7 protein-coding genes are annotated in these 23,700 nt (G+C 72.8%); 4 read left to right on the top strand and 3 right to left on the bottom strand.

Translation table 11 applies throughout. The features are described 5' to 3' along the window. Positions 1-75 precede the first annotated feature (75 nt). From ACFYMP_RS22610 to ACFYMP_RS22600, 3 genes are all read left to right on the top strand, one after another. Entirely contained in the window at positions 76-17,358 is a 17,283-nt protein-coding gene (locus tag ACFYMP_RS22610) for a type I polyketide synthase (protein ID WP_388860546.1), read from the top strand. Positions 17,359-17,499: 141 nt separating this feature from the next. Beyond that, entirely contained in the window at positions 17,500-18,348 is an 849-nt protein-coding gene (locus ACFYMP_RS22605; protein ID WP_388860525.1) for a methyltransferase domain-containing protein, read from the top strand. 227 nt (positions 18,349-18,575) lie between these two features. Continuing rightward, entirely contained in the window at positions 18,576-19,490 is a 915-nt protein-coding gene (locus ACFYMP_RS22600; protein WP_388860522.1) for a HipA family kinase, read from the top strand. A 122-nt stretch (positions 19,491-19,612) separates the two neighbouring features. On the opposite strand, the gene aceB is transcribed toward ACFYMP_RS22600, so the two are convergent. Together aceB and ACFYMP_RS22590 are read right to left on the bottom strand one after the other, a co-directional pair. After that, on the bottom strand, positions 19,613-21,238 hold the full coding sequence (gene aceB, locus ACFYMP_RS22595; RefSeq protein ID WP_388860519.1) for a malate synthase A: 1,626 nt from the start codon (positions 21,236-21,238) through the stop codon (positions 19,613-19,615). Positions 21,239-21,430: 192 nt separating this feature from the next. Next, positions 21,431-22,078 carry an NTP transferase domain-containing protein gene (locus ACFYMP_RS22590; protein WP_388860516.1) on the bottom strand — a complete coding sequence of 216 codons (648 nt, stop codon included), beginning with the start codon at positions 22,076-22,078 and terminating at the stop codon, positions 21,431-21,433. A gap of 211 nt (positions 22,079-22,289) precedes the next feature. Here ACFYMP_RS22590 and ACFYMP_RS22585 point away from each other — a divergent pair, with 211 nt between their 5' ends. Continuing rightward, positions 22,290-22,649 (top strand): DUF5955 family protein, encoded by a 360-nt coding sequence (locus tag ACFYMP_RS22585; RefSeq protein WP_388860513.1) that lies wholly within the window; start codon positions 22,290-22,292, stop codon positions 22,647-22,649. Positions 22,650-22,693: 44 nt separating this feature from the next. Here ACFYMP_RS22585 and ACFYMP_RS22580 read toward each other — a convergent pair whose 3' ends face one another. Continuing rightward, entirely contained in the window at positions 22,694-23,500 is an 807-nt protein-coding gene (locus ACFYMP_RS22580) for an IclR family transcriptional regulator (protein WP_388860510.1), read from the bottom strand. Positions 23,501-23,700 lie beyond the last annotated feature (200 nt).

The raw sequence follows: 23,700 nt of genomic DNA, 5'->3' as shown, positions 1-23,700 counted from the left end.
CCTGTGGCCCACTGTTCCTGATGGGAAAGCACGATGAGTAACGAAGACAAGCTCCGGGACTACCTCAAGCGAGTCATTGCCGAGCTGCACCAGACGCGGCAGCGCCTCCAGGACGCGGAGTCCGCGGACCACGAGCCGATCGCCATCGTGGCGATGAGCTGCCGGTACCCGGGCGGCCTGCGCTCTCCCGAGGAGCTGTGGCAGTCGGTCGCCGCGGGCCAGGACGCCATCGCGGGCTTTCCCGAGGACCGGGGCTGGGACGTGGAGGGACTGTACGATCCCGACCCGGACGCCGTGGGCAGGAGCTACGCGCGAGAGGGCGGATTCCTGCAGGCCGCGGGCGAGTTCGACCCGGCGTTCTTCGGTATCTCACCGCGTGAGGCGCTGGCGATGGACCCCCAGCAGCGGTTGTTGCTGGAGACCTCCTGGGAGACTTTCGAGCGGGCCGGTATCGACCCCGCGTCGGTCCGGGGCAGCCGGACCGGTGTCTTCACCGGCGTCATGTACCACGACTACGGCACCGGTCTCGACTCGGTACCCGCGGGAGTGGAGGGCTATCTCGGCAACGGCACCGCCGGCAGCATCGCCTCCGGCCGGGTGGCCTACACGCTGGGCCTGGAGGGCCCGGCGGTGACGATCGACACCGCCTGCTCCTCTTCCCTGGTGGCCCTTCACTGGGCCGGCCAGGCCCTGCGCCGGGGCGAGTGCACGCTCGCCCTCGCGGGCGGAGTCACCGTGATGTCCACACCCGGCACCTTCGTGGAGTTCAGCCGCCAGCGGGGGCTGGCCCCGGACGGTCGCTGCAAGCCCTTCGCCGCCGCGGCGGACGGTACGGGGTGGGGTGAGGGCGTCGGCATGCTTCTGCTGGAGCGGCTCTCGGACGCCCGGCGCAACGGGCACCCCGTACTCGCGGTGGTCCGTGGCTCCGCCGTCAACCAGGACGGTGCGAGCAACGGACTCACGGCACCGAACGGCCCCTCGCAGCAACGCGTCATCCGGGCGGCCCTCGCGGACGCGAGACTCTCCGCCAAGCAGGTCGACGCGGTCGAGGCGCACGGTACGGGGACGACGCTTGGCGACCCGATCGAGGCGCAGGCGCTGCTCGCCACCTACGGGCAGGGCAGGCCGCAGGACCGGCCGTTGTGGCTGGGCTCGATCAAGTCGAACATCGGGCACACGCAGGCCGCGGCCGGGGTCGCCGGGATCATGAAGATGGTGCTGGCGATGCGGCACGGGCTGCTGCCGCAGACCCTGCACGTCGACGAGCCCTCCCCGCACGTGGACTGGACGGCGGGAGCCGTCAGGCTCCTGACCGAGCCCACGCGGTGGCCGGAGGGCGAGGAGCCCCGCCGGGCCGGAGTCTCCTCCTTCGGGATCAGCGGCACCAACGCGCACGTGATCCTTGAGCAGGCGCCCGCCCCCGTTCCCGCCGAGGGCCCCCATGAGGATGCGGAGGGGGCGTCCTCGCGAATACTGGCGCCGACGGCGGTGGTTCCGTGGGTGGTGTCGGGCAAGTCCGAGGCGGCGTTGCGGGCACAAGCCGAACGGTTGCGGTCGTTCGCGGGCGCCCGCGGGGAACTCGGGGTCGCGGACGTGGCGTCCTCCCTCGTGACCACCCGCTCGGTGTTCGAGCACCGGGCCGTGGTTCTGGGCAGCGACCGTGACGGCCTCCTGAGCGGCCTTGAGTCGCTGGCGCGGGGCCGTGAGAGCGCCGGTGTCGTCCAGGGTGTCGCGGCGGGGGCGGATGGCCGTGCGGCGTTCGTGTTCCCGGGTCAGGGTTCGCAGTGGCTGGGTATGGCGGCGGAGCTGCTGGAGTCGTCCCCCGTGTTCGCCGCCCGGGTGGCGGAGTGCGGTGCGGCGTTGGCTCCGTTCGTGGACTGGTCGTTGACCGAGATCCTGCGGGGCGCTTCCCAGGACGAGGCGTGGCTGGGTGAAGTCGACGTGGTGCAGCCGGTGTTGTGGGCTGTGATGGTGTCGTTGGCCGAGGTGTGGCGGTCGGTGGGTGTCGTGCCGGCTGCTGTGATCGGTCACTCGCAGGGGGAGATCGCTGCCGCTTGTGTGGCAGGTGCCTTGTCGTTGGAGGACGGGGCGCGGGTGGTGGCGTTGCGCAGTAAGGCGCTCAAGGTCCTGTCCGGCCGGGGTGGCATGGTGTCGGTCTCGCTGGGCGAGGAGGCCGTTGGTGGTCTGCTCGCCCGGTGGGAGGGCCGGCTGTCGCTGGCGGCTGTGAACGGTCCCGGTGTGGTGGTGGTGTCCGGTGACGCGGATGCCCTGGACGAGCTGCTGGCCGTCTGTGAGGCGGACGGAGTACGGGCGCGGCGGATCGCGGTGGACTACGCCTCCCACTGCGCGCATGTGGAGGAGATCGAGGCAGTTCTGGCGCGGGAGTTGGCGGATGTCGCCCCGCGTGCGGCGTCGGTTCCGTTCTATTCGACGGTGACCGGTGGAGTGCTGGACACGTCGGCTCTGGACGCCGGCTACTGGTATCGCAATCTGCGGCAGACGGTGCGTTTCGCGGAGACGGTGAACACCCTGCTGGATGACGGTTTCCGCCTGTTCGTGGAGTCCAGTGCTCACCCGGTCCTGACGATGGGGATCGAGCAGACCGCCGAAGCCCACGACACCGCAGTGACGGCGGTGGGTTCCCTGCGGCGGGGTGAGGGCGGCCTGGAGCGCTTCCTCACCTCGGCCGCCGAAGCCTTCGTCGGTGGCGCGGCCGTCGACTGGGCCGCCCTGTTCGAGGGGACGGGCGCACGCCGCGTCGAGCTGCCCACCTACGCCTTCCAGCGCGACCGCTACTGGCTGGAGAGCACCGGCCCGGTGGTGCCTCAGAACGCCGCGATGAGCCTGGGGCTCGGGTCCGCCGACCACCCGCTTCTGGGAGCGGTCGTCGCCCTGGCTGACGCGGAAGGGTTCCTGCTGACGGGCCGGCTGTCCCTGCGGACGCACCCGTGGCTCGCCGACCACGCGGTCACCGAGACGCCGATACTGCCGGGGACGGCGTTCGTGGAGCTGGCGCTGCGGGCAGGCGACGCGGTCGGGTGCGACCGGCTGGAGGAACTCGCGCTCGAAGCGCCGCTGGTACTGCCCGAGAACGGCGCTGTGCAGGTCCAGTTGACGGTCGGTGGCCCGGACGCGGCGGGACAGCGGCAGGTGGCGGTGTACTCCCGGCCCGAGGACTCCTCCGAGGGACCCTGGACGCGACACGCGGTGGGAACCTTGACGGACGGCTCGGCTGACCTCGCCGGGGAGGCCGCGTTCGCCGCTGATCTGAGCGTCTGGCCCCCGTCCGGTGCCGAGCCGGTCGAGGTGGACGGCCTGTACGAGCGGCTGGCGGCCACAGGACTGCAGTACGGCGCCGCTTTCCAGGGGGTTCGGGCGGCCTGGCGCCGTGGCGAGGAGGTGTTCGCGGAAGTCGCCCTCGCCGACGAGCAGCGGGACGGCGCGGGTCGCTTCGGGCTGCACCCCGCTCTGCTCGACGCCGCCCTCCACGCCATGGCCACCGGCCCGGACACACGGGAGGAGACCGAGGGCGAACTGCGCCCCGGCCTGCCCTTCGTCTGGGGTGGGGTGTCCCTGTTCGCCACGGGCGCGGACGCGCTGCGTGTACGGCTCGCCCCGGCCGGGCCGGAAGCGGTGTCCCTGCACGCGGCGGACAGCGACGGCGCACCGGTCGTGACGGTCGCCTCCCTGGTGACGCGCACGGTGTCGCCGGAACAACTCGGCGCCGCGGTACCCGTCGCCCACGAGTCGCTCTTCCGTGTCGCGTGGCGAGACCTCGCGCGCCGTAACCCCGCGGTCACGCGGACGACGGCCGCGCCGGACCGCGACCTGCCCTCCAAGAGCGCGAGTTGGTCGCTGCTCGGCACGCCGGAGCCGCGGCTCAGCGCCGTACTCGACGCGAGTGGGGCGGACCTCGCGACGTACCCGGACCTGGCGGGGCTGCGGACGGCCGTCGCCGACGGAACGGCGACCACGCCCGACGTCGTGTTCGCCCCCCTCGCACCGGGTGCTGGTGCTGATGCTGGTGGTGGGGTTGATCCGGCGGGTGTGCGGTCGGTGGTGCGGCGGGTGCTGGAGTTGTTGCAGGGGTGGCTGGCGGAGGAGCGTCTGGCCGGGTCCCGGTTGGTGGTGGTGACGCGGGGGGCGGTGGCGGCCGCTTCCGGTGAAGGTGTGGAGGACTTGGCGGCGGCCGCGGTGTGGGGTCTGGTGAGGTCGGCCCAGGCGGAGCACCCCGGCCGGTTCGTGCTGGTGGATCTGGACGAGGAGGGGGTGCCGGCCGGGGTGCTGGAGGCGGTACTCGCCGGTGGCGAGCCGCAGATCGCGCTGCGGTCGGGAGAGCCGCGCGCGCCCAGACTGGTCCGTGCCGGGAGCCCAGTAGCCGGCGAGACCGGACCCCTGGCGGAACCGGGCCCCACCTGGGACCCGGAGGGCACCGTGCTGCTGACCGGGGCGAGCGGCACGCTCGGCGCCCTGGTGGCCCGGCGCCTCGTCGAGCGGCACGGTGTACGGCACCTGCTGCTCGTCTCGCGGCGTGGCGGCGCGGCGGCCGGGGCCCAGGAGCTGGCGGCCGAGCTGATCGGCCGGGGCGCCACGGTGACGACCGCGGCCTGCGACACGTCCGACCGGGCGGCCCTGGCGGACCTGTTGGCGACCGTCCCCGCCGAGCACCCGCTGACCGCGGTCGTGCACGCCGCCGGGGTACTGGACGACGGCGTGATCGAGTCGCTGACGCCCGGACAGATCGACGCGGTGCTGCGGCCGAAGGTGGACGCGGCCGTTCACCTCCACGAACTGACCCGCGACCTCGGCCTGTCCGGGTTCGTGCTCTTCTCCTCCGCCGCCGGGACGTTCGGCGGGGCGGGACAAGGCAACTACGCCGCGGGCAACGCCTTCGTCGACGCCCTCGCGGTCCACCGACGCGCCCACGGCCTGCCCGCGGTGTCGCTGGGCTGGGGATTCTGGTCCGAACGCAGTGGCATGACCGGCCACTTGGACGACACGGCCGTCCGGCGTATGCGCCGCGGCGGCATCGCGGCACTCGCGACGGAAGAGGGCCTGGCCCTGTTCGACGCCACGGCCTCCCCGGCGTCCACGGAAGCAGCGACGACCGGGACACCGGCGGCCGACGCGGTCCTGCTGCCCATCCGCCTGGACCTGCCCACACTGCGGGCCCAGGCCGCGTCCGGAGTCGTCCCCACCCTGCTGCGGGACCTGCTGCGTGTGCCCACACGTCGCGCGGTCGAGGCGACCGGCGCGGGCCTCGGCGGCTCCGCGCTGGGGCAGCGCCTGGCGCAACAGCCGGAGGCGGAAAGGGACGACACCGTGCGCACTCTGGTGTGCACCCATGCCGCCGCCGTCCTCGGGTACGCCGACGGAAGCACGGTCGAGAGCGAGCGGGCCTTCCAGGAACTCGGCTTCGACTCACTGATGGCGGTGGAGCTGCGGAACCGGCTGAACGCGGCCACGGGTCTGCGGCTGCCGGCCACCCTCGTCTTCGACTACCCGACGCCCGCGGTGCTCGGCGGTCACCTGCTGGCCGAACTGCTCGCGATCCATTCCGGGCAGTCGGCCGCACCGTCGGCGGCGGCCCCGGCGGTCCGCGGAGGCACCGCCGCCGCCTTCGACGAGCCGGTCGCGATCGTGGGCATGAGCTGCCGGTACCCCGGAGGCGTCCAGGCCCCGGAAGAACTCTGGCGGCTTCTCGAACACGGCACGGACGCCATGTCCGCGTTCCCCGAGGACCGGGGCTGGGACATCGAGGACCTGTACGAGCCCGGATCCGAAACCCCGGGGAAGATCCACGCCCGTGAGGGTGGGTTCCTGTACGAGGCGGGGGAGTTCGATCCGGCGTTCTTCGGTATCTCGCCGCGTGAGGCGCTGGCGATGGACCCGCAGCAGCGGCTGCTCCTGGAGACGTCCTGGGAGGCACTGGAGCGGGCCGGGATCGACCCGGCTTCCGTGCGGGGCAGCCAGACCGGTGTCTTCGCCGGGATCATGCACCACGACTACGGCCTCCTTCAGGGCCCCGAGGGCACGCCCGGGACACCCAGCCCCGGAAGCATCGTGTCCGGGCGGGTCTCCTACACGTTCGGGTTCGAGGGTCCGGCGGTGACGGTGGACACGGCGTGTTCGTCTTCGTTGGTGGCGTTGCATCTGGCCGCCCAGTCGTTGCGGCAGGGGGAGTGTTCGCTGGCTTTGGCGGGTGGGGTGACGGTGATGGCGACGCCGGCCTTGTTCGTGGAGTTCAGTCGTCAGCGGGGGCTTGCTCCGGACGGTCGGTGCAAGGCGTTCGCGTCGGGTGCGGACGGTACGGGGTTCTCCGAGGGTGCCGGGATGTTGTTGCTGGAGCGGTTGTCTGACGCGCGCCGCAACGGGCATCGGGTGCTGGCGGTGGTGCGGGGTTCGGCGGTCAATCAGGATGGTGCGAGTAATGGTCTGACGGCGCCGAATGGTCCTTCGCAGCAGCGGGTGATTCGTGCGGCGTTGGAGAGTGCGGGTCTTTCGGCGGCTGAGGTGGACGCGGTGGAGGCGCACGGTACCGGGACCCGGCTGGGTGATCCGATCGAGGCGCAGGCGCTGCTGGCCACCTACGGGCAGGACCGTCCGGAGGATCAGCCGTTGTGGCTGGGGTCGATCAAGTCGAACATCGGGCACACGCAGGCGGCGGCCGGGGTCGCCGGGATCATCAAGATGGTGCTGGCGATGCGGCATGGTGTGCTGCCGCGCACCCTGCACGTCGATGAGCCGTCCGCACAAGTGGACTGGTCAGAGGGCGCTGTCGAGCTGTTGACGGAGTCGACGGCCTGGCCTGAGAGTGGTCGGCCTCGTCGGGCGGGTGTGTCGTCGTTCGGGATCAGTGGGACGAACGCGCATGTGGTGCTGGAGCAGGCGCCTGAGGTACCTGACCCGGTAGAGGCCCGTGACGCGGCGGAGCCGGGTTCGGGTCCGGTTCCGGTGTCGTCGTTGTCGGTGGTGCCGTGGGTGGTGTCGGGTCGGTCCGGGGCGGCGTTGGAGGCGCAGGCGGGTCGGCTGGCGTCTTTTGTGGCGGAGCGGCCGGGCTTGTCGCCGGTGGATGTGGCGTCGTCGTTGGTGTCGGGTCGGTCGGTGTTTGAGCATCGTGCTGTGGTGCTGGCGGGTGATGTGGCTGGTTTCGGGGCTGGGTTGTCCGCTGTGGTGGCGGGTGAGCCGGTTGCGGGTGTGGTGCGGGGGCAGGTGGCGTCGGGGAAGCTGGCGTTGTTGTTCTCGGGTCAGGGCAGTCAGCGGGTGGGGATGGGGCGTGAGTTGTATGGCGCTTTCCCGGTGTTCGCCGCGACTTTCGATGAGGTGTGTGGGCAGTTCGACGGGTTGTTGGGCTGTTCGTTGCGTGATGTGGTCTTCGGCCGTGACGAGACTGACACCGACGCCGACGCCGAGGCGTTGGATGCGACGTTGTTCGCGCAGTGTGGGTTGTTCGCGGTTGAGGTGGCGTTGTTCCGTCTGGTGTCGTCGTGGGGTGTGCGGCCGGATGTGGTGGCGGGGCATTCGATTGGTGAGGTGGTGGCGGCTTATGTCGCTGGGGTGTGGTCGTTGGAGGACGCGTGTGTGCTGGTGGCGGCGCGTGGGCGGTTGATGCAGGCGTTGCCGGCGGGTGGGGCGATGGTGTCGGTGCGGGCTGCTGAGGCCGAGGTGTTGCCGTTGCTGGCGCGGTACGAGGGTGTTGTGAGTGTGGCGGCGGTCAACGGTCCGTCCTCGGTGGTGATTTCCGGCTCGGGCTCGGGGGTGGCCGAGGTGGTGGCTCTGCTGGAGGAGCAGGGGGTGAAGACCCGTCGTCTGCGGGTGTCGCACGCGTTCCATTCGCCGTCGATGGAGCCGATGCTGGAGGAGTTCCGAAACGTCGTCGAAAGTCTGTCGTTCGGTGTTCCGGGGTTGCCGGTGGTGTCGAATGTGACGGGTGCGGTGGTTTCGGGGGAGGTGTTGTGTGATCCGGGGTACTGGGTGCGCCATGTGCGTGAGGCGGTGCGTTTCGGGGACGGCATTACGCATCTTGCCGGGCTGGGTGTGAGTGCGTGTCTGGAGTTGGGGCCGGAGGGTGTCCTGTCGGGGATGGGGCAGGAGTGTGTTGCGGGGGTGGTGTTCGCGCCGGTGTTGCGGGGTGGGCGGCCTGAGGTGGAGTCGTTGTTCGGGGCGTTGGCGCAGGTGTTCGTGTGTGGGCATGAGGTGGACTGGTCGGCGTTGTGGGGGCCGGTGCGGGCTGGTGGGGTGGAGTTGCCGACGTATGCCTTCCAGCGGGAGCGGTTCTGGCTGGAGGCGGCGCCGGTGGCCGGAGACGTGTCCTCGGCCGGGTTGGGGGTGGCGGACCATCCGTTGCTGGGGGCCGCGGTCACGCTGCCCGACTCCGACGGCTGCCTCTTCACCGGCCGGCTGTCGTTGGCCTCGCACGGCTGGCTTGGCGACCACAGCGTCATGGGCTCGGTGCTGCTGCCCGGAACCGCGTTCGTCGACCTCGCACTCCACGCCGGAGGCTGGGTCGGGTGCCCGCGGCTTGAGGAGCTGATGCTTGAGGCGCCCCTGGTCCTGCCGGAACGCGGCGGCGTGCAGGTGCGGGTGACGGTCGCCGAGCCGGAGGGCTCGGGGCGCCGGGCGCTGACCGTGCACTCGCGCGGGGACAGCGAAGGCGAAAGCGGTCCGTGGGTCCGCCACGCGACGGGCACACTCACACCCCAAGAAGCGCCCCCGCGAACGCCGGAGCAGGCGTGGCCGCCGCACGGCGCCGAGCCTGTCGCCCTGGACGGCTACTACGAGCGGCTGGCCGCGGCGGGCCTCCAGTACGGACCGGTCTTCCAGGGCCTCCAGGCCGTATGGCGCACCGAATCGGAGGTGTACGCGGAGGTTCGCCTGCCGGAGGAGGCGGCGGCGGAGCCGGGCAACTTCCTCGTGCACCCCGCCCTGCTGGACGCCTCGCTGCACGCGATCGGCGCGGCGGCGACCTCGTCCGTCTCCGGGGGACCGGCCGGCGTCGACTCCCCGGAGCCGGGGATTCGGCTGCCCTTCTCCTGGAACGGCGTCTCGGCGCACGCGACGCGGGCCACTGTTCTGCGCGTACGGCTCAGGCCCGAGGGAACGGACGGGTCGCGGCTCTCGCTGGAGGCGACCGATCCGGGGGGAGCGCTCGTCATGACGGTCGGGTCGCTGGTGACGCGGCCCGTGTCGGCCGAGCAGATCAGCGCGGCCGGCGGTGTGCTGCACCAGTCGATGTTCCGGCTGGGGTGGCGTCGTGTGCCCGGTGCCGAGACGGCGGCGCACCGCTCGGCGGCCCCGCCGGCCGTGCTCGGTGGCCCGGGGCTCGCGTCCCGGGACGGGCTGACGCAGGGGGTGCTTGGACGCACGCGGTACCACGACGGTCTGGACGCGCTGGGCAAGGCGGTGGAGAGCGGTGCGACGGTGCCGCCGGTGGTCCTCGCTTTCCTGTCTCCCGTGTCCGGTGTGGACGCCGGCGAGGTGCGGCAGGCCGTCCACCGTGCACTGGGACTGGTGCGGGGCTGGCTGGCGGAGGAGCGTCTCGCCGGCTCGCGTCTGGTGATCGCCACCCGGGGCGCGGTGGCGGTCGAGGCGGGTGAGGACGTCACCGACCTCGCGGCCGCCGCCGTGTGGGGCCTGGTGCGGACCGCGCAGACGGAGCATCCCGGACGCTTCGTACTGGTCGACCTGGAAGCCCGGACGGAGGACGGACCGGAGCCGTTCGGCCGGCAGTCGCTGAGCGAGGAGGACCTCTCCCTGGTGTCGGCCGCCGCGTCCAGCGGTGAGCCGCAGTCGGCCGTACGGGGCGGGGTACTGCTCGGCGCACGGCTGGACCGGGTACGGGCCACGGTGGCGCCGGAGCCCTCGGCGGTCTGGGACGCGCGGAGCACGGTCCTGGTGACCGGCGCCGGAGGCACCCTCGGGACCCTGGTCGCGCGGCACCTCGTGGCGGAGTGCGGCGTCCGCCACCTGCTGCTGGTGAGCCGCCGGGGCGCGGAGGCCGAGGGCGCTCACGAGCTGGAGAGGGAGCTGGTGGCCGCGGGCGCGTCCGTGACCTGGGCGCCCTGCGACGTGGCCGACCGGGAGGCGCTGGCCGCCGTACTGGCGGCTGTTCCGGCGGACCGGCCACTGCGCGGAGTCGTGCACACCGCCGGAGTGCTCGCCGACGGCGTCGTCGAATCGCTCACCCCGGAGCGCGTGGACGCGGTCCTGCGGCCCAAGGTGGACGCGGCGGTCAACCTGCACGAGCTGACCGCGGCCTCGGACCTGTCGGCCTTCGTGGTGTTCTCCTCCGCGGCCGGCACCTTCGGCACCGCAGGACAGGCCAACTACGCCGCCGCCAACGCCTTCCTCGACGCGCTGGTGTGCCACCGCAGGGCCTCGGGCCTGTCCGGCCTGTCGCTCGCGTGGGGCCTGTGGGACACATCGAGCGGTATGGCGGGCGGCCTGGACCGGACCGGTCTGCGGCGCATCGAGAGGTCCGGCGTGGTGGGACTGTCGCCCGAGGAGGGGCTGTCCCTGTTCGAGACCGCCTGCGCGACGGACACCCCGGTGGCCGTCCCCATGCGGCTGGACACCGCCAGGACCCGGGACGCGGGTGAGGTGCCCCACGTACTCCGTAACGTGGTGAGGCCCACGAACCGCCGGGCCGTCGACGCGGGCACCGAGGCGGGCGCCTCCCCCTTGGGTGAACAGCTGGCCGGCGTACCGGCCGCCGAGGGCGAACGCCTCCTGCTGAACCTCGTACGCCGTGCCGTCGCCGCGGTTCTGGGGCACGCGGACGCCGGGACCGTGGAGCCGGGGGGCGCCTTCAGCGACCTCGGATTCGACTCGCTCACAGCCGTGGAACTGCGCAACCGGCTCACCACCGCCACCGGGCTGCTGCTGCCGGCCACGCTGGTGTTCGACTACCCGACGCCCGCCGACCTGGCCCGGCATCTGCGCCAGGAGATCACCGGCCGGGACGACCTCGCCCGCCGCACCGCCCCGGCGGCCCCCTCCGGGACCGGCCGCGACGAGGACCCCGTGGTCATCGTCTCCATGGGCTGCCGGTTCCCGGGAGGCGTCCGCACGCCCGAGGAGCTGTGGGCCCTGCTCGCCGCGGGAGAGGACGCCGTCTCCGGCTTCCCCGCAAACCGCGGCTGGGACACTGAGGGGCTGTACGACTCGGACAAGGACACCGACGGCAAGAGTTATGTGCGCGAGGGTGGTTTCCTGCACGCGGCGGGGGACTTCGACCCCGCGTTCTTCGGAATCTCGCCGCGTGAGGCGCTGGCGATGGACCCCCAGCAGCGACTGCTCCTGGAAACCTCCTGGGAGACCTTCGAACGGGCAGGTATCGATCCCTCGTCCCTGCGCGGCAGTACGACCGGTGTCTTCGCGGGCCTGATGTACCACGACTACGGGTCACAGTTGCGGAGCGTTCCGGAAGGTGCCGAGGGCTACCTGGCGACGGGCGGCTCGGGCAGCATCGCGTCCGGCCGCATCGCCTACACCTTCGGCCTCGAAGGCCCGGCCGTCACCATCGACACCGCCTGTTCCTCGTCTCTGGTGGCCCTTCACCTGGCCGCACAGTCGCTGCGCCAGGGCGAATGTGATCTGGCACTGGCCGGTGGCGTCACCGTGATGTCCACCCCGGCGACCTTCGCCGAGTTCAGCCGGCAGCGTGGGCTGGCAGCGGACGGCCGGTGCAAGCCGTTCGCGGCTGCCGCGGACGGTACGGGCTGGGGTGAGGGTGTCGGGCTGCTCCTGCTGGAGCGGTTGTCGGACGCCCGCCGCAACGGACATCAGGTGCTGGCGGTGGTGCGGGGCTCGGCGGTCAATCAGGACGGTGCGAGTAATGGTCTGACGGCGCCGAACGGTCCGTCGCAGCAGCGGGTGATTCGGGCGGCGTTGGAGAGCGCGCGACTGTCGGCGGCCGAGGTCGACGCGGTCGAGGCGCACGGGACCGGGACCCGGCTGGGCGACCCGATCGAGGCGCAGGCGCTGCTGGCCACCTACGGGCAAGGCCGCCCGGAAGGTCAGCCGTTGTGGCTGGGGTCGATCAAGTCGAACATCGGGCACACGCAGGCCGCGGCCGGGGTCGCCGGGATCATCAAGATGGTGCTGGCGATGCGGCACGGCGTACTGCCGCGCACCCTGCACGTCGATGAACCCTCCCCGCACGTGGACTGGACGGCCGGAGCGGTCGAGTTGCTCACCGGGGCCACGCCGTGGCCCGAGGCCGACCGTCCGCGCCGGGCCGGGATCTCCTCGTTCGGCCTCAGCGGCACGAACGCGCACATCATCCTCGAACAGGCCACGGCAGCCGATGAGACGGAGGGCAGCCCGCGCGAGCTGCCGTCCCCGGTGCCCGCAGTGGTGCCGTGGGTCGTGTCCGCCAAGTCCGAGACGGCAGTGCGGGCACAGGCGGACCGGCTGGCCGCACATGTCCGGCGGGAACCGGCGCTCCCGGTGAGCGATGTGGGGCTGTCCTCGGCCACCACGCGAACGGTCTTCCAGCACCGGGCCGTGGTTCTGGGCAGCGACCGTGACGGCCTCCTGAGCGGCCTTGAGTCGCTGGCGCGGGGCCGTGAGAGCGCCGGTGTCGTCCGGGGTGTCGCGGCGGGTGCGGATGGCCGTGTGGTGTTGGTGTTCCCGGGTCAGGGTTCGCAGTGGCTGGGTATGGCGGCGGAGCTGCTGGAGTCCTCTCCGGTGTTCGCCGGCCGGGTGGCGGAGTGCGGTGCGGCGCTGGCCCCGTTTGTCGACTGGTCGTTGACCGAGATCCTGCGTGATGCCTCTGGTGACGAGGCGTGGCTGGGTGAAGTCGACGTGGTGCAGCCGGTGTTGTGGGCTGTGATGGTGTCGTTGGCCGAGGTGTGGCGGTCGATGGGTGTCGTACCGTCCGCCGTGGTCGGTCACTCGCAGGGGGAGATCGCCGCCGCGTGCGTGGCGGGTGCCTTGTCCTTGCAGGACGGGGCGCGGGTGGTGGCGTTGCGCAGTAAGGCGCTCAAGGTCCTGTCCGGCCGGGGTGGCATGGTGTCGGTCTCGCTGGGCGAGGAGGCCGTTGGTGGTCTGCTCGCCCGGTGGGAGGGCCGGCTGTCGCTGGCGGCTGTGAACGGTCCCGGCGTGGTGGTGGTGTCCGGTGACGCGGATGCCCTGGACGAGCTGCTGGCCGTCTGTGAGGCGGACGGAGTACGGGCGCGGCGGATCGCGGTGGACTACGCCTCCCACTGCGCGCACGTCGAGGAGATCGAGGCCGTTCTGGCGCGGGAGTTGGCAGATGTCGCCCCGCGCACCGCCTCCGTGCCGTTCTACTCGACGGTGACCGGCGGAGTGCTGGACACCTCGGGTCTGGACGCCGGCTACTGGTATCGCAATCTGCGCCAGACGGTGCGTTTCGCGGAGACGGTGGACGCGCTGCTGGATGACGGTTTCCGGTTGTTCGTGGAGTCCAGTGCTCACCCGGTGCTGACGATGGGGATCGAGCAGACCGCCGAGGCCCACGACACCGCAGTGACGGCGGTGGGTTCTCTGCGCCGGGGTGAGGGCGGCCTGGAGCGCTTCCTCACCTCGGCCGCCGAGGCCTTCGTCGGTGGCGCGGCCGTCGACTGGGCCACCCTGTTCGAGGGGACAGGCGCACGCCGCGTCGAGCTGCCCACCTACGCCTTCCAGCACCAGCGTTACTGGCTGGAGTCGGACCCGACGGCCGGTGTGGTGGGTGACGTGGCGGCGGCTGGTCTGTCGGCCGCCGGTCATCCGCTGCTGGGCGCGGCCGTCACTCTTCCGGCGACGGACGGCGCCCTGCTGACGGGCCGGCTGTCGCTGCGGACGCATCCCTGGCTGGCGGACCACGCGGTGGCCGGGGTCTCCCTGCTGCCGGGGACGGCCTTCGTGGAGCTGGCGCTGCGGGCCGGGCAGGTGGTCGGCTGCGACCGTGTGGACGAGCTGACCCTGGAAGCCCCTCTCGTGCTGCCCCCGGACGGAGCGGTCGCGATCCAGGTGGCCGTCGAGGGCCCCGACGAGTTCGGCCGGCGCTCGATGAGCGTCCACTCACAGACCGAGGACGGCCCCTGGACCCGGCACGCCACCGGCGCGCTCACCGAAGCCGGGCCGGTCACCGACCCCGGCACTGAGGAGGTGTGGCCGCCGGCCGGTGCGGAACCGGTCCCTGTCGAAGGGCTCTACGAGAGGTTCGCGAGGAACGGTTTCGGTTACGGTCCCGCGTTCCAGGGGCTGCGTGCCGTATGGCGCCGGGGCCAGGAGGTGTTCGCGGAGGTCGGTCTGCCCGAGGAGCAGTGGTCCGAGGCCAGGCACCTGGGCGTGCACCCGGCTCTGCTGGACTCCGCGCTGCACGCGATGGCCTTCGGCAACTTCGTCCGCTTGCCCGACACCTCCGCCGAGGGGGCGCCGGAGCGAGCCGGCCGGGACGGGCAGGCATCCGGTGGGGACACCGGGCGCGTCCGGATGCCCTTCGCCTGGAACGGTGTGTCGTTGCACGCGGAGGGGGCGTCCGTACTGCGCGTACGACTGGCACCCGCGGGGCCCGAGGCGGTGGCGCTCTCGGCCGTCGACACGTCGGGCCGTCCGGTGCTCTCGGTGGGCTCGCTCGTGACCAGGCCCATCTCACGGGAGCAGCTCGGCCGGGCGCACGGAACGTTCCACGAGTCCCTCTTCCGGCTGGAGTGGAACCCGGTGGCGGTCACCGGCGCCCCCGTCCCCCCGGCCGGGTGGGCGGTACTCGGCGACGGCGAGACGTGGTTGCCGACGGCCCTGAAGTCGGCCCGCGTCGCCGGGGCGCAGGCCGAGAAGTACCCGGAGCTTTCGGTTCTGGCAGAGTCCGTGGCGGACGGCCGGACAGCGCCGGACCTCGTGTTCGTCCCGCTCTGCGCGCCGGACGCGTCCGGCCCCGGGGACGACGGGCCCCGGCCGCTCTCGGCCGGGCGCGTACGCGACGCGGCGCACCGGGCGCTGCGACTGACGCGGGAATGGCTGGCCGACGAGCACTTCGAGCGTTCCCGGCTGGTGCTCGTCACCCGCGGTGCGGTCGCCACCCGTCCCGGTGAGCGGATCGCCGACCCGGCCCAGGCCGCGGCATGGGGCCTGGTGCGGGCGGCGCAGTCGGAGAACCCCGACCGGTTCGTCCTGCTCGACCTGGACGAGCGGGAAGCCTCCTTCGCCGTTCTGCCGCAGATCCTGGGCGGGGAGGAACCGCAGCTCGCGGTGCGCGAGGGACGGCCCCTCGCGGCCCGGCTGGCCCGGGTGCGCGCGGCTCGGACCGACCGCGACCAGCGGGGCGCCGAGCGCGGGGAGACCCCGGCCCTCGCGCCGGTGTGGAACGCGGAGGGGACGGTACTCGTCACCGGGGCGACCGGTGTCCTGGGAGCCAGGGTGGCACGGCATCTGGTGGCGGAACACGGCGTACGCCACCTGCTGCTGACCAGCCGCCGGGGACGGTCGGCGGCCGGTGCCGCCGAACTGGTGGAGGAGCTGACCGCCCTGGGGGCGTCGGTGCGGATGGCCGCCTGTGACGTCGCCGACCGCCCCGCCCTCGCAAAGCTGCTGGCGACCGTGCCCGGCGAGCACCCGCTGACCGGAGTGGTGCACTCGGCCGGTGTCCTCGACGACGGAGTCCTCGGGTCGATGACACCGGAGCGCCTGGACGCCGTGCTGCGCCCGAAGAGCGACGCCGCCGTGCACCTGCACGAGCTGACCAGGGAGCTGCCGCTCTCCGCGTTCGTGCTCTTCTCCTCGGCGGCCGGCGTGTTCGGTGCCGGGGGCCAGGCCAACTACGCGGCGGCCAACGCCTTCCTCGATGCCCTGGCGCAGTACCGCAGGGCGGAGGGCCTGCCCGCGGCCTCACTGGCCTGGGGCCTGTGGGCCGAACGCAGCGCCATGACCGGCCACATGGAGGAGGGAGACGTCCAGCGGCTGGGCCGTTCCGGAGTCGCCGCGCTGACCTCGCAGGAGGGGCTCGCCCTGTTCGACTCGGCGGTCGCGGCGACGCACAGCCGAGCGGACGACGCCCCCGGGGCGGACCCGCTCTTGGTGCCCATGCGCCTGGACCTCGCGGTCCTTCAGGCGCAGGCCGCCTCGGTCGGGACACCCGCCCTGCTGCGCGGCCTGGTCCGCGCCCCGGCCCGCAGGGTGGTCGACGGCGTGGCCGGTACCGCGCAGGACACCGGCGCGGCACCACTCGGACAGCGGCTCGCGGGGCTGACGGAGGCCGAGCAGATACGGACCCTGACCGCCCTGGTGCGTACGCACACCGCGACGGTCCTCGGTCACGACTCGCCGGACACCGTCGACGAGGCCAGCGCCTTCCTGGAACTCGGCCTCACCTCGCTCACCGCGGTGGAGATCCGTAACCGGCTCAACCACGTCACCGGCCTCACCCTGCCGGCGACACTCCTCTTCGACCACGGCACGCCGGCCGCGCTCGCGAGCCACCTGCGCACCCGCCTGGTGCCGGGCGCACCCGGCACCACGCCGTCCGACGAGCCGTCCGCCGGGAGTGGCGCGAGCGGGCAGGCGGCCACCGCCCCGGCGGCCGGGAACGACACCGGTTCCACGATCGAGGCGCTCTACCGGCAGGCCTGCAACGACGGGCAGTACGTCGCGGGGACCCAGTTGCTGATGGCCGCGGCCCGTCTGCGCCCCTCGTTCCGTACGGCCGCCGAGGTGACGGCCGCACCCAAGATCGTCCGCCTGTCCAAGGGGAGCACGGCGCCGGGCCTCGTGTGCTTCCCGTCACTGGTGGCCATCTCCGGGCCCCGGGAGTACGCCCGCTTCGCGGCGGGCTTCCGCGGCCGGCGGGATGTGACGGTGCTGCCCGAACCCGGCTTCGCCAAGGGCGAGTTGCTTCCGGCTAGTATCGACGCGGTGGTGGAGATGCAGGTGGAGGCGGTGCTCCGGAGCGCGGGCGAGGGCCCGGTCGTGCTCGTCGGACGCTCCTCCGGCGGGTGGATCGCCCAGGCGGTCGCCGGGCGGCTGGCGGAGCGCGGAAGCACCCCGTCCGCCGTCGTCATGCTGGACACCTACCTCCCCCGCAGCGAGGCGCTGCCGTGGATTCAGACCAACCTCTCCGGACAGATGCTCGATCGCGAGAAGATGTTCGGCGCGGTGGACGAGAGCAGGCTCACCGCGATGGGCGGATACCTGCGCCTGTTCTCGGACTGGGGGCCGGCCCCGATCGGCGCACCGATCCTCGCGGTGAAGGCCGAGGAGTCCTTCACCGGTTCGGAGCAGGGGGTCGACGAGGAATCGGCCTGGGGAGCCGAACTGACCCGGATCGAAGTGCCCGGAAACCACTTCACCATGATGGAGGACCACGCGGGCACCACCGCGGCGGCCGTCCTCAACTGGCTTGCGGAACACGTGTGACGCGCGGCCCGGCACCCGGCCGGGCGCGCGCTCACGCGACGCGAGATGAGGAAGAGAAGGAAGCCGGAAGGGCGGGCCCGGGGCGTTCCCGGCACGCGTGCCCTTCCGTTGACGCAGATCGCACACAGCAGGAGGAAGTAAGTGACGTCATCGAGTTTCACCCCCGTAGGTCAGCAGGTCGGCCAGTTCTACGACCAGCTGGTGGGTGCGTTCGACGCCTCGCTGTACGGTCCCAACATCCACGTGGGCTTCTGGAACAACCCGGACGACGCCACCGGCCTGGAGGAGGCCGCCAACCGGCTCACGGACATGATGATCGAGCGGCTGCAGGTGGGCCCCGGTGACCGGGTGCTCGACATCGGCTGTGGTGTCGGCGGGCCCGCGATCAGGCTGGCCCAGGTGACCGGTGCCGAGGTGGTGGGTATCAGCGTCAGCGGCAAGCAGGTCGAGAAGGCCAACGAACTGGCCGAGGCCGCCGGCATGAGCGGAAAGGTCAGCTTCCAGCACGGCGACGCCATGGACCTGCCCTTCGACGACGCCTCCTTCAGCGCCGTATGGATGCTGGAGTCCGTCATGCAGATGCCGGACCGGAAGGCGGCGCTCACCGAGGCGGCCCGGGTCCTGCGTCCGGGCGGGCGGCTCGCGCTCACGGACAACTACGAGCGGGAGACCATATCGGAGGAACGCCGGCCCGTGATCGAGGGCATCCTCAAGCGGTACCTCACCCAGTCACCCGCCTCCTTCGATGCGTACCCCGCGCTCCTGCGCGAGGCGGGGCTGCGTCCCACGGAGATCGTCGACGTCAGTGAGAACACCACCAGGCAGTCGGTCAAGCGACTCGGTGAGGCGCTCGCCAAGAACATGAGCGAGCTGGCCTCGAAGATCGACCCCGAGGTCTTCGCCAAGCTGAAGCCCGCCGATGGCGAGAACATGGAGATGCCCGAGCTCGGCTACCTGATCGTGACGGGACGCCGCGCCGCGGCCGTCTAAAAGCGGTCCCGGCCGGGACCGGTACGCGGACGGGGCGGGGCACATCGCCACGGCGGTGCGCCCCGCCCGCTGACCCGGTCCGCGATCACCCCGGGTTACTATGCCCACTTCATGCGGGAAGACGACGCGGGGGAGGGGCGGACCCCGACGGGGCGGCCGGTTCGCCCGGCGAGCGCCTCGGAGGTGGATGTGGACGGCAGGGTCAGGAAGACGGGCTGGCCGGGGACATGCTGACAGAGGTCACCGCCACCCGCTACGTCGAACCGCTCCACGGCGGTGGCTCCGTGCCCGGCGTCGTCGAGGCCGACGACCTCGGGACCTACGTCCTCAAGTTCACCGGCTCGGCGCAAGGCCGCAAGGCGCTCGTCGCCGAGGTGATCGTCGGGGAGCTGGCCCGGCGGCTCGGGCTGCGGGTGCCCGAACTCGTACTCGCCCACTTCGACCCGGCCCTGGGCACCGGCGAACCGCACCAGGAGGTGCGGGACCTGCTCGCGGCCAGCGCGGGGCTCAACCTGGGAATGGACTACCTCCCCGGAGCCGTCGACTTCGTGCCCGGAGGCGACGGGCCCGTCTCGGCCGGGGCGCTGGAGGTCGGCCCCCTGGAGGCGGGGCGCGTCGTGTGGCTGGACGCGCTCACCGCCAACGTGGACCGCACGGTGCACAGCCCCAACCTCATGGTGTGGCCGGTCTCCGGGACGGCGCCCGCCCGGCTGTGGCTCATCGACCACGGGGCCGCGCTCGTCTTCCACCATCGCTGGGACAGCGCGGCGGCCTCCGCCGGCAAGGCGTACGACTTCCGGGCCCACGCCCTCGGCGCCTACGCGCCCGACGTGCGGGCCGCCGACGCCGAACTGGCGCCGCTCGTGACCCGCGAGCTGCTGCACGAGGTCGTCTCGCTCGTGCCCGAGGGCTGGCTCACGCACGAACCGGGGTTCGCCGGGCCGCACGAGGTCCGTGAGGCGTACGTCTCCGTACTCGCCGCGCGCGCGGCGGTCTCCGCGAGCTGGCTGCCCACCGACTTCCCGACGGCCCGTGAACTCCTTGCCGCCGAGGAGCGGCGGCGCGCGCACACCCGCGCGGGACGGCCCGCCTGGCTCCGGCACGTGCCCGACCTGCACGGCAGGCGGGACGACGGCGGGTGAGACGACGGCAGGCGGGACGACGGCGAGGAGGGGGGGAGCGGGCCGGAGGCGTCGTGTCTCCCGGCCCTGACCCCCGGCCTTCCCGGCCCCGTCCCCCGGCCCCCTCTTCCGGCCCCGCCTCCTCAGCCGAGCCGCTCGTAGGCGGGAACGGTCAGGAAGTCCGCGTAGTCCTCGTCCAGCGACACCTTCAGCAGCAGTTCGTGCGCCTCCGACCAGCGGCCGGAGGCGAAGGCGTCCTCACCCAACTCGGTGCGCAGGGAGGCGAGTTCCTCGTCCGCGACGGCGCGTGCCAGTTCCCTCGTCACCGGCACCCGGACGCCCTCCCGCTCGACCTCGACGCCCGCGTTGATCCACTGCCAGATCTGCGAACGGGAGATCTCGGCCGTCGCCGCGTCCTCCATGAGGTGGAAGATGGCCACCGCGCCCGAGCCGCGCAGCCACGCCTCGATGTAGCGGATGCCGACCTGCACGGCGTTGACCAGGCCCTCGTACGTCGGTTCCGCCGCGAGGGAGTCGATCGCGATCAGGTCTCCGGCGGCCACCGAGACGTCCTCGCGCAGACGGTCCTTCTGGTGCGGGCGCTCCCCGAGCACCGCGTCGAAGGACTCCCGGGCGACCGCGACGAGATCGGGATGGGCGACCCACGAGCCGTCGAAGCCGTCGGCGGCCTCCCGGTCCTTGTCGGCGCGCACCTTCTCGAAGGCCACCCTGTTGACCTCGGGGTCCCTGCGCGAGGGGATGAAGGCGGCCATCCCGCCGATCGCGTGCGCGCCCCTCTTGTGGCAGGTGCGCACGAGGAGTTCGGTGTAGGCGCGCATGAACGGGGCCGTCATCGTCACCGCGTTGCGGTCCGGCAGGACGAACTTCCGGCCACCGTCACGGAAGTTCTTCACGATGGAGAACAGATAGTCCCAGCGGCCCGCGTTCAGCCCCGAGGCGTGCTCGCGCAGTTCGTAGAGGATCTCCTCCATCTCGTACGCGGCGGTGATGGTCTCGATCAGGACGGTGGCCCGCACCGTGCCGTGCGGAATGCCGAGCGCCTCCTGCGCGTACGTGAAGACCTCGTTCCACAGCCGCGCCTCCAGGTGCGACTCCGTCTTCGGCAGATAGAAGAACGGGCCGAGTCCGCGTTCCGCGAGCCTGCGCGCGTTGTGGAAGAAGAACAGGCCGAAATCGACGAGAGCGCCCGGCACCGGCCGCCCGTCCACCTCCAGGTGCCGCTCGTCGAGGTGCCAGCCGCGCGGGCGCACCACGACGGTCGCCAGCTCCCCGGCGGGCCGCAGCGCGTACGACTTGCCGGTGCGCTCGTCGGTGAAGTCGATGCGCCGTTCGAAGGCGTCGATCAGGTTCGCCTGCCCGTGGACCACGTTCTCCCAGGTGGGCGCCGAGGCGTCCTCGAAGTCGGCGAGCCACACCCGCGCCCCCGAGTTCAGGGCGTTGACGGTCATCTTGCGGTCCGTGGGGCCGGTGATCTCCACCCGCCGGTCCTCCAGGGCCGCCGGGGCGGGGGCCACCCGCCACGTCTCGTCGGCCCGTACGGCGGCCGTCTGCGGCAGGAAGTCCAGCGAGGAGGTCGCGGCGATCGAGGCCCGCCGCTCGGCGCGCAGCGCGAGCAACTCCTCGCGCCGGGAGGCGAACCTGCCGTGCAGCTCGCCGAGGAAGGCAAGCGCGGCGGGCGTGAGGATCTCGTCCCGCCGGCTCAGCGGCGGGGCGTCGGCGGTGACGACGGCGGGCGCGGACGAGGACATGGGCGGCTCGCTCCTTCGGCGGCCGGCACGGGTGCCGGGGCTCGGTACGGAGAGCGGGGCCCGCCCTCCGGAGATCAGCGGTACTTCTGTTCTGTGGATACTAGTTTTCTCATTGTGGAACTTCAATGCTTTGTTGAGGCCGGGGGTGGGGCCGGGGCGGGGCGGCTGGACGCCGGGCGAGGAGGCCCGCCCTCACAGTGCGTCCAGCCGTCCCAGGTCCGCCGCCGTGTCGATGTCGTAGGGCTGTGCCACGTCCCCGCACTCCACGAGCGTCAACTCCGCCTCACGCGCCCGCAGATACCCGCGCGCGCCCCGGTCGCCCACGGCGCTCGCGGCCACCGCGGGCCAGCGGTCGGCCCCCAGCAGCACCGGGTGGCCGCGCCGGCCCCCGTACGCGGCGCAGGCCAGGCTGCCGCCGTCCCGGTACGCCCGCGCCACCCGGTCCACCGCCGCCGCCCCGATGCCCGGCTGGTCCACCAGACAGACCAGCGCCGCGCCCGCCCCGGTACCGTCGAGCGAGGCCAGGCCCGCCCGCAGCGAGGAGCCCATCCCGGACTCCCAGTCGGGGTTCTCCACCCAGGTGAGCGACTCCGCGAGCCCCGTACCGCCGAAGCCCCCACCCGTTCCCGCCGAGCGCTCCTCGACCTGCCGCCGCACCGCGGCGGACCGGGCCCCCAGCACGACGTGCACCGGTGCGCACCCCCCGTCGCGCAGGGCCGCCACACCCCGCTCGACGAGCAGCAGACCGCCACCCTCCAGCAGCGCCTTCGGCCGGCCGCCCAGGCGGCGCCCGCCGCCCGCCGCGAGCAGCACCCCCGCCACCGTCTCCCGCGTCCGCATGGCCCGCCGCCTCCCTCTTTTCTCGCTCTTCTCCGCCGCCTCTCCGCTCCCGGACCTTACGGGTCACGGAGCGCCGGATACCGACTGGCGCGTCGGCCCGGGGTGGCGAATACTGGCGGCGGTCCCCCGCACCGGAGCCCGACCAGCCCTGGTGGGGACCGCGGTACGGCACAGGAAGACGCACGCAGAAGTGCGAGGGGGGGGTACCGTCATGCACGGTACGGATCAGGCCGCGGCGAGGGAGCTCGACCGGGCGAAAGAGCCGGGAACACGGCGCACGGTGTGCGGCGAGGACGATCCGAGGATCACCGGGCTGTGCGCGGCCGTGAGCGGGCTGCGCCGTGAAATCGCGGCGTACGCGGTGGAGTTCGCCGACCGGGCCGTCGCCGAGAGCGAACTCGCGGCGCTCGCCTCGACCGCGGAGGGCGGGTCCCCGGAGGTCGCGCGGCTGCGCCGGTCACTACTCCTGGTGACGGCGGCCGTCGGCTCGGTCAGCGCGCTGGCCCCGGCGCTGGCCCACGTGCGCGCGGCCATAGAGCTGTTCGGGCCGGCCGCGCCCGCCGCCTCGTAGCGGAGGACCTGGGGAGCGGGTCCTGCCGGCCTCCGGCCCGCCGTTCAGGCCCCGCGCCCCGAGGCCGCCAGGATCTCGGACAGCTCCCGCGCCACCTGCTGGAGTACCGGGACGATGTGCCGGGTCGCCTCGTCGGTGACGCGGCCCGCGGGCCCCGAGATGGACAGCGCCGCCGTCGTGGGGGAGCCCGGGACCGGGACGGCGAGGCAACGCACGCCGATCTCCTGCTCGTTGTCGTCCACCGCGTAACCCGTGGCACGCACCTGCTCCAGCGCGGAGAGGAAGGCGTCGGGGGTCGTGATCGTGCGGTCGGTGGCGGCCGGCATGCCGGTACGGGCCAGCAGCGCGCGCACCTCGGCGGGCGGGAGGCCCGCGAGCAGCGCCTTGCCCACCCCCGTGGAGTGCGGCAGCACCCGGCGCCCCACCTCGGTGAACATCCGCATCGAGTGCTTCGAGGGCGCCTGTGCGACGTAGACGACCTCGTCGCCGTCCAGCAGGGCCATGTTCGCGGTCTCCCCGGTCTCCTCGACCAGGCGGGCCAGGCAGGGCCGCGCCCACGTGCCCAGCAGCCGGGAGGCGGACTCCCCGAGCCGGATCAGGCGCGGGCCGAGCGCGTACCTGCGATTGCTCTGCTGCCGGACGTACCCGGACGCGACGAGCGTGCGCATGAGCCGGTGGATGGTCGGCAGGGGCAGGCCGCTGCTGCTCGACAGTTCGCTCAGCCCCACCTCGCCCCCCGCGTCCGCCATCCGCTCCAGCAGGCCGAAGGCGCGTTCCAGCGACTGCACTCCGCCCGCGGCGGGGGACTTGGCGGCAGGGGAGGTGGCGTCGCTGGCGCTCGACGTCGGCACGGCGCGGTCCTTTCGGGCAGACGGGCAAGTCAGCAGCCTACCCGGCAGGGCGCGGCGCCCCGGCGCCGCGCGAACAGCCCCGCGCCGCGGGCCGCGCACCGGACGCCCGCGGCCGGAACGGGCGCCCGCACGGAACGCCGTACGGCACGTGTTCCACCCTGGTTTCACGGAAGTGTATTTCCGGTTACCGGAAAAAGCGA

It is taken from the genome of Streptomyces sp. NPDC007088 (assembly GCF_042869355.1).
GTDB lineage: Bacteria > Actinomycetota > Actinomycetes > Streptomycetales > Streptomycetaceae > Streptomyces.
The sequence above is the reverse complement of the archived record's forward strand: the minus strand, read 5'-3'. Positions and strand labels throughout refer to the sequence as shown.